Genomic DNA, 6,946 nt, shown 5'->3' on the forward strand with positions numbered 1-6,946 from the left:
GAAAGCCTACAAAGGCGAGTCTTAGTTGACAGCGTCTTTCAGAGCTTTACCAGCTTTGAACGCTGGGATCTTGGCAGCAGGGATAGTGATCTCTTTGCCAGACTGTGGGTTACGGCCGGTACGCTCAGCACGCTCACGAACTTCAAATGTACCAAAACCAACCAGGGAAATCTTACCGCCGTCCTTCAGACCTTCAGTCACAGCAGCGATGAAAGAATCCAGTGCACGGCCGGCAGCCGCCTTGGAAATGTCAGCACCAGAAGCAATTTTCTCGATCAGTTCAGATTTATTCATGTCATCCCCTTGAATGTAATTTTTTTGCGCCGCAACCAAATCCTTCTCTAGAGCGGTCTGCGGAGGCTTTTATAACAAGCTTGAAACCAAAGTTCAAGCAGCAACGAAAAACGAAATAATCATAGTTGGATACAGCTCAAAGCCAGCCCTGCCAAGGGTTTGGGAGGTGCTGGCTCTCCACGAACCTAGGCTACCACAGCCGAGGGCTTTGTTAAGCCCCTTTTTTCACTTTTTTTAGGTCTGTGGAACACTTTTTTACCTTATCCTGCGTTTTTTACCACTTCGAAGCCTTCAACCGGGCGCTCAAGCGCCAGTTTCAGCACTTCATCCACCCAGCGAACCGGGTGAATTTGCAGGTCAGCCACGACGTTAGCCGGGATTTCCTCAAGGTCACGCTCGTTTTCTTTGGGGATAAGCACATGCTTGATACCACCGCGGTGAGCCGCAAGCAGTTTTTCCTTCAGGCCACCAATGGGCAGCACTTCGCCGCGCAGGGTGATTTCGCCGGTCATGGCCACATCGGCACGCACCGGGTTACCGGTGAGGCTGGAGACCAGTGCGGTGCACATAGCACAGCCTGCAGATGGGCCATCCTTTGGCGTAGCGCCTTCAGGCACATGCACGTGGATGTCACGCTTCTCGTAAAAGTCGGGGTTGATGCCCAGCTGCTCGGCGCGGGCACGCACCACGGTCATCGCCGCCTGAATCGACTCCTGCATGACATCACCAAGCGAACCTGTGTAGGTGAGCTTGCCTTTACCGGCCACGGAGGTGGCTTCAATGGTCAGCAGGTCACCGCCTACCTGGGTCCAGGCAAGGCCTGTTACCTGGCCAACCTGATTGTTCGACTCAGCCTTGCCGTAATCATGGCGCTGCACACCGAGGAATGACTTGAGGTTGTCACCTGTCACATCCACGTGCTTAACGGCTTTATCCAGCAGGATTTGTTTAACGACCTTGCGGCAAATCTTGGACAGCTCGCGCTCAAGGGCACGCACGCCCGCTTCGCGGGTGTAGTAACGAATAATGCCGAGAATCGCACCATCATCGACACTGATCTCATGGGGCTTCAGGCCGTTGCGCTCTACCTGCTTTGGCATTAAGTGCTGTTTGGCGATATTGAGCTTCTCGTCTTCGGTGTAACCGGACAGACGAATAACTTCCATACGGTCCAGCAGCGGGCCCGGAATATCCATGGAGTTACTGGTGGCCACAAACATCACATCGGACAGATCGTAATCAACCTCCAGATAGTGATCGTTAAAGGTGGCATTCTGCTCGGGATCCAGCACTTCCAGCAGGGCTGACGCCGGGTCACCGCGCATGTCGGAGCTCATCTTGTCGATTTCATCCAGCAGGAACAGCGGGTTTTTTACGCCCACTTTGGCCATCTTCTGAATGATTTTGCCAGGCATAGAGCCGATGTAGGTACGACGGTGACCGCGAATTTCCGCTTCGTCACGCACGCCACCCAGCGCCACTCGCACGTACTTACGTCCAGTCGCCTTGGCAATCGACTGCCCCAGCGAGGTCTTACCTACACCCGGAGGGCCTACCAGACACAGAATTGGACCTTTGAGCTGCTTCACCCGGGTCTGAACCGCCAAATACTCAAGGATGCGCTCTTTAACCTTCTCAAGACCATAGTGGTCAGCATTGAGCACCTGTTCGGCTTTGGACAGATCGCGCTTGATTTTGGAGCGCTCAAACCAAGGCACCGAGGTCATCCAATCAACGTAGGAACGCACCACAGTGGCTTCGGCCGACATCGGCGACATCATCCGCAGCTTGTTCAGTTCAGCCTGAGCCTTATCTTTGGCATCGGCGGGCATTTTAGCCTCTTCAATCTTACGATTGAGAGTCTCGAACTCGTCGTGGCCTTCATCCAGATCGCCAAGTTCCTTTTGAATGGCTTTCATTTGCTCATTCAGGTAGTACTCGCGCTGACTTTTCTCCATTTGCTTTTTCACTCGGGAGCGAATGCGCTTCTCCACCTGCAGCAAATCGATTTCGGCTTCCATCATCGCCATCAGGTACTCAAGGCGCTCGCCAACATTCACCATCTCAAGCACGGACTGCTTGTCTTCCAGCTTGAGCGGCATATGCGCCGCCATGGTATCAGCGAGACGCGCCGCTTCATCAATGCCAGACATAGAAGTCAGCACTTCCGGCGGGATCTTCTTATTGAGTTTGATATAACCTTCAAACTGGGCGATGGCGCTGCGCACCAGCACCTCTTCTTCTTTTTCGGCCAGAGGGTCCGAAGGCAACTCATCTATCCGGGCAATAAAGAAAGGCTCTTCCTGAGTAAAGCGGGCCACGCGGGCGCGGCGGCCACCTTCAACCAGCACCTTGACTGTACCATCAGGCAGTTTGAGTAATTGCAAAATAGAGGCGATGGTACCGACTTCAAAAATGTCGTCCGCGGCAGGTTCGTCAAGCTCCGCATCGCGCTGGGCCACAAGCATGATCTGCTTGTCCTGTGCCATGGCAGTTTCCAGGCACCGAATGGACTTCTCACGACCCACGAATAACGGAATGACCATATGGGGGTACACTACCACGTCTCTCAGTGGCAGGACCGGCAATTCGAAATGCGCTTCACGCTCTTGGGACATAACTCGATTCCGTATCAGATGGACTATATCCGAGTATATTGGGGCAGTTTCCGCCCTTTCAATGGCTCAAATGTAAAAAAGGAGCCCAATTGGACTCCTTTAGTATCTTCTTGAAAGCAAATGACCAATTATTGGTCGCCGCTGGCGGCCTGAGGTTCGGTTTGCTCGTAAATCAGGATTGGGGCTGACTCTCCCTTAACCACTGATTCATCCACCACAGCCTTACTTACACCGTTCTGAGAAGGCAGGTCATACATGGTATCCAGCAATATGCCTTCAACTATTGAGCGAAGACCCCGGGCTCCCGTCTTGCGCGACATGGCCTTTTGGGCAATCGCTTTCAGGGCATCTTCACGGAATTCAAGCTCAACCCCTTCCATCTCAAACAGTGCTGCATATTGCTTGGTCAACGCATTCTTGGGCTGTGACAAAATTTGGATAAGCGCGTCTTCATCCAGCTCCGCCAGAGTCGCCACGACGGGCAATCGGCCGATGAATTCGGGGATCAGACCGTACTTAACCAAATCCTCCGGCTCCACCTGAGACAAAACGCTGGACATACTTTCTTTGTCCGCTTTTCCCTTAACCTGGGCAGCAAATCCAATACCACTGCCGGTATGGGTACGCTGCTCAATCACCTTCTCAAGTCCGGCAAAGGCACCGCCACACACAAACAGGATCTTGGATGTATCCACCTGCAGGAACTCCTGCTGTGGATGTTTACGGCCACCCTGGGGCGGCACCGCAGCCACTGTGCCTTCAATCAGCTTCAGCAGCGCCTGCTGAACGCCTTCACCACTCACATCACGGGTGATGGAGGGGTTGTCGGACTTACGGCTGATTTTGTCGATTTCATCGATATAGACGATGCCACGCTGTGCCTTTTCTACATCGTAATCGCACTTTTGCAGCAGTTTTTGAATGATGTTCTCAACGTCCTCACCCACATAACCGGCTTCGGTCAGGGTGGTAGCATCGGCCATGGTAAAGGGCACATTGAGGAAGCGCGCCAGGGTTTCGGCCAGCAGAGTCTTACCACTACCGGTAGGGCCAATCAGCAGGATGTTACTCTTGCCAAGCTCAACCCCTTCTTTGGGGCTGCCATTGCGCAGACGCTTATAGTGGTTATACACAGCGACCGATAACACCTTCTTGGCTTTTTCCTGGCCAATGACGTAATCATCAAGGTGCGCTCTCAGCTCATGAGGCGTCGGCAACTTGTCCTGATCCCGCTTAGGCGAGATCTCTTTAATCTCTTCACGAATGATGTCGTTGCAAAGCTCGACACACTCGTCACATACATACACAGATGGTCCGGCGATCAGCTTTCGCACTTCGTGCTGGCTCTTTCCGCAGAAAGAGCAATACAGCAGCTTGCCGCCATCACCACTCTTGTTATCGCCCATTACTTTACCCCGTTTGCGATGTATCCATCGCTTGTATCTCTCAACCCTGTTTACCTGAGCTTAGCCCAGCAATCAGCAAAAATCAGCGGCTGGTCAGCACCGAGTCGATAAGACCATACTCTGCCGCCTGCTCTGCGCTCATGAAGTTGTCACGATCGGTGTCGCGCTCAATCACTTCCATCGGTTGACCGGTGTGATGCGCCAGCATCTGGTTGAGTTTATGCTTAATGCCTAAAATTTCCTGAGCATGGATAGCGATATCCGATGCCTGTCCCTGGAAACCACCCAATGGTTGGTGGATCATCACCCTTGAATTAGGCAAGCAGTGACGCATGCCTTTCTCGCCACCAGCCAGCAAAAATGCGCCCATGCTGCAGGCCTGACCGATGCAGACAGTGCTGACCTTCGGCTTAATGAACTGCATGGTGTCGTAGATCGCCATACCCGCAGTTACCGAGCCACCGGGGGAGTTGATATAGAGGTAAATCTCTTTATCAGGGTTTTCCGATTCCAGAAACAGCAGCTGCGCTACGATAAGGTTGGCCATGTGCTCTTCTACCTGACCCACCAGGAAGATGACACGCTCTTTCAGCAGACGTGAATAGATATCGTAGGAACGCTCACCTTTGGCAGTCTGTTCAACTACCATAGGTACGAGCGCATTGAATACTGATTCCGGTGCGTTATGCATTTATCCCTTCCCTAAATAAAAATGGCTCGCACGAGGAGCCTCATACGAGCCATTATAAATGGCTTAACGCCAAACAAGTCAAGCTACGGTTACGCGCGACCGGTAGCCTTGTTCATAAATTCTTCAAAAGCAACTTCCTTCTCGGTTACTTTTGCAGATTTAAGCAGCGCTTCAACGGCTTGCTCTTCCAGAGCCACATTGCGCATGTTCTGCATCAGCTCTTTGTTGCCGTTATAGTATTCGATGACTTCAGATGGATCTTCATAGGCAGACGCCATAGAAGCGATCAGCGCCTGAACACGCTCATCTTCCACTTGCAGTTCATTTGACTTTATCACTTCACCCAGCAGCAGACCTACTTTTACGCGGCGCTCAGCTTGCTCAGCAAACAGTTCGGCTGGCAGTTCAGGCATGTTGGCATTCTGGCCACCAAAACGCTGAACGGCCTGGCGACGCAGTACGTTGATTTCGCCGTCGATCAGCGCTTTTGGCAGCTCGATCTCGTTAGCAGCCAGCAGACCATTGATAATCTGCTCTTTCACATTGGCTTTAAGCGCCTGGTCCAGCTCACGTCCCATGTTCTTAGTGATTTCAGCTTTCAGGGCATCAACGCCACCGTCAGTGATACCGAACAGCTTGGCGAACTCATCGTTCACTTCTGGCAGGTTGGCCGCTTTCACTTCAGTCAGAGTGATAGCAAACTTGGCCGCTTTGCCTTTCAGGTTTTCGGCGTGGTATTCCTCTGGGAATGTCACGTCGATATCGAATTCTTCACCGGCCTTGTGGCCTTTGATGCCTTCTTCGAAGCCAGGGATCATACGACCGCTGCCCAGCTGCAGGTCAAAACCTTCAGCCTTGCCACCTTCGAATTCTTCACCGTCGATGCTGCCTACGAAGTTCATGGTCACTTTGTCACCATCTTCGGCAGCGCGCTCAACAGCTTCATAAGTAGCGTGCTGCTTGCGCAGAGTTTCAATCATGCTGTCTACATCAGCGGCAGTTACTTCAGCCTTTGGCTGTTCGACTTCGATGGTGTCCAGGCCCTTGAGTTCAACTTCTGGATACACTTCAAAAGTTGCCACGAACTCAAACTTCTCAGCGTCGCTGCTGCCAGGAGCAAACATAGGTGCGCCAGCTGGGTTCAGTTTTTCAGCGATGATAGCTTCAACAAAGTTGCGCTGCATGATTTCGCCAGTCACGTCCTGACGGATAGCGGCGCCATAGCGCTTGCTGATAACGCTCATAGGAACTTTACCAGGACGGAAACCAGGAATACGGGCACGCTTGGCTTCGCGCTTCAGGTTCTCGTTAACCAGTTTCTCGATCTGCTCGGCAGGTACAGAGATGGTCAGGCGACGCTCTAAGCCTTGAGTTGTTTCAACAGAAACTTGCATTGTTTTACCTCGAAATATGTCTAACGTCCTTTGTAAATAGCCGAGTCATCAACTATTCAGGTGTTCAGTTCTTGATCTTGTTAAATTGACTTTAATGCCTGTCGCGACTGACGCGCCAGCACGGGCCGCAGATAGTTGGCAGTTATCAAGACGCGACATTATAGCCACCGTTATTGCCTGAGTCGAGCCTGAAAGACGGGTATAAAGATAGAAAAAAAGCGGCCATTGGCCGCTTTTTAACCTTCTATGAAGAAGTGGGGTGACTGATGGGGCTCGAACCCACGACAACCGGAATCACAATCCGGGACTCTACCAACTGAGCTACAGTCACCACTGAATTTTTGGCACGCCCGGCAGGATTCGAACCTGCGACCATCCGCTTAGAAGGCGGATGCTCTATCCAACTGAGCTACGGGCGCAAGGTATCAACAATCGTTGAAGCCTATCCTGGGCAATCGATGCATTACTGCAGCGACTTATAATTTGGTCGGTGATAGAGGATTCGAACCTCTGACCCTCTGCTCCCAAAGCAGATGCGCTACC

Annotated in this window: 5 protein-coding genes and 2 tRNA genes; all 7 read right to left on the bottom strand. The window is 52.2% G+C overall.

What is annotated here, in order from left to right:
• Positions 1-21 precede the first annotated feature (21 nt).
• The 7 genes from hupB to ABYK60_RS04260 all read right to left on the bottom strand — a co-directional run bounded on the left by hupB (position 22) and on the right by ABYK60_RS04260 (position 6,822).
• A complete protein-coding gene (hupB, locus tag ABYK60_RS04230) occupies positions 22-294 on the bottom strand; it encodes a nucleoid-associated protein HU-beta (protein ID WP_372870684.1) in 273 nt (90 codons plus the stop codon).
• Between the two features lie 260 nt (positions 295-554).
• Positions 555-2,912 carry an endopeptidase La gene (gene lon / locus ABYK60_RS04235; protein ID WP_372870685.1) on the bottom strand — a complete coding sequence of 786 codons (2,358 nt, stop codon included), beginning with the start codon at positions 2,910-2,912 and terminating at the stop codon, positions 555-557.
• A 128-nt stretch (positions 2,913-3,040) separates the two neighbouring features.
• Entirely contained in the window at positions 3,041-4,318 is a 1,278-nt protein-coding gene (gene clpX, locus ABYK60_RS04240; RefSeq protein ID WP_372870686.1) for an ATP-dependent protease ATP-binding subunit ClpX, read from the bottom strand.
• A gap of 82 nt (positions 4,319-4,400) precedes the next feature.
• Positions 4,401-5,009 carry an ATP-dependent Clp endopeptidase proteolytic subunit ClpP gene (clpP, locus tag ABYK60_RS04245; protein ID WP_126166348.1) on the bottom strand — a complete coding sequence of 203 codons (609 nt, stop codon included), beginning with the start codon at positions 5,007-5,009 and terminating at the stop codon, positions 4,401-4,403.
• 89 nt (positions 5,010-5,098) lie between these two features.
• Positions 5,099-6,403, bottom strand: coding sequence for a trigger factor (gene tig / locus ABYK60_RS04250; protein WP_372870687.1), 1,305 nt, complete (start codon positions 6,401-6,403; stop codon positions 5,099-5,101).
• A gap of 255 nt (positions 6,404-6,658) precedes the next feature.
• Positions 6,659-6,734: transfer RNA gene (locus ABYK60_RS04255), tRNA-His, on the bottom strand.
• Between the two features lie 11 nt (positions 6,735-6,745).
• Positions 6,746-6,822: transfer RNA gene (locus tag ABYK60_RS04260), tRNA-Arg, on the bottom strand.
• Positions 6,823-6,946 lie beyond the last annotated feature (124 nt).

The sequence above is a fragment of the Shewanella sp. genome (assembly GCF_041630135.1).
Lineage (GTDB): Bacteria > Pseudomonadota > Gammaproteobacteria > Enterobacterales > Shewanellaceae > Shewanella.